Annotated in this window: 1 protein-coding gene; it reads right to left on the minus strand. The window is 37.1% G+C overall.

Annotation, left to right across the window (positions count from 1 at the left end):
- Window positions 1-1592 (minus strand): SdrD B-like domain-containing protein (locus ACGH47_RS11350; RefSeq protein ID WP_411623480.1); only part of this gene is annotated, 1592 nt, incomplete at both ends.

Raw genomic sequence — 1592 nt, forward strand, 5'->3', positions numbered from 1 at the left:
GTACTTAATGCGCCAAAGGCAATATCGTTTGCGCTGTATTTTCCGTCGTTATCGGCATCGATCACCACATAACCTTTAATAACCGCACTGCCGTGATAACCTATTTCAACACCATTCACCGCTGGATTTTGCTTTGAAAGATTAACCGTTAATGATAAGTCTTTTGCCGTCGCTGCCACCGCTTTATTACCCGTTTGGGTATAACTCAATTGGTAACTACTCCAGTCAGCCACACTTTGCGAATTGTCTGCCGTGATAATCCAATCGCCAAACGATAAGTTATCCACTTCAAAATGACCATTACTGTCAGTAATAGCTTGTCGGGTAAGATTGCCATCCGATCTTTTCAGCGTTAATTTCAGTCCTGTTAAATCTCTATCTACAGCAGTGTTCGTTTGACTGTTATCGACATCAATACTCACATGACCTTTTATCACACTATTATATTTATATGCTGAACTATTAGTTAACTCGTCTTTTGTTAACGAAGTAAACGCATAACTATCACTATTTCCAGGGATGACACGGTTCGCAATTAATTGCGTTCCTTCTGGTGTGCTAACCTTAATTTGATAGTTACCTCCTTTCGGTAATTTTTCAAACTGATAGTAACCTGAATTATCGGTGTTAACCTTTTTAAGTTCAACGTAATCCGTTACACCCGGCGCCTGATAATTAAGGGTCACATTGATGCCCTTAGTCCCTTCGTTATCCTGTCTATCTCCACTTTCATTTTCATCAATCCAGACATCACCACCGATTTTTTGTTTTCCTACCAATAGATAATTATTATTTTGTGAACCATCTTTTGGTAAATTTGCGATCGGAATAATAATATGTTTCGCGTCTTTACCGGCTGAGCTTTGTTTAAACGCATAGTCGGCATTAGTGTCTAATTTAAGTATCACGGAATAGTTAGCATTATCACCATACATCAAGTTAGAAAATTTGTACTCACCATCCACGGTTTGTTGAGTCATCAATAGCTTACCGGTACCATCTAAACCATCACGTAACTCAACAGTCAATGCTGTTTCGCTATCAAGTAAATGTGCAAACGCATTTAACTGAGTTAAATCGGTATTATTATCGGCATAATCAACATAGATTTTACCTTCGATACCTTTATCACTCGCTTGTTTGTAATAGAAATTATTGTCTTTTATGCCCACATTAGTTAAATCTAAACTAGATAAAGTATCAATTGGTTGAGTGGTACCTTTACTGTTTTTAACTAATGAATAATTATCTGGCGAGGTTACAACATTAATACTATATTTACCGGAAGGTAAGTTATAGAAATGATATTCACCGTTAGCATTTGTATATTGACGAGCGATCTCTGTTCCGCTTGAATCAATTAGACCGATCAATACATTATCAATTGGCAATTCAGGAGATGTGCCGTCAATAATAGTTTTACCCGCAATACCACTATTAATCGCTTGATTACTACCTATACCTGCCGATGGTGAAGTATTTGAACTTCCTGCCAATAAGAAGTATTGGTTTTGAACTGTCTTTCCAACATCTTCAAAGTGAATCGGTTTTAAATTGATATTTGTGTTACCCTCTGCATTAGCAATAACACC

Origin of the sequence: Gilliamella sp. CG16, assembly GCF_046635785.1 — a bacterium.
Lineage (GTDB): Bacteria > Pseudomonadota > Gammaproteobacteria > Enterobacterales > Orbaceae > Gilliamella > Gilliamella apicola_I.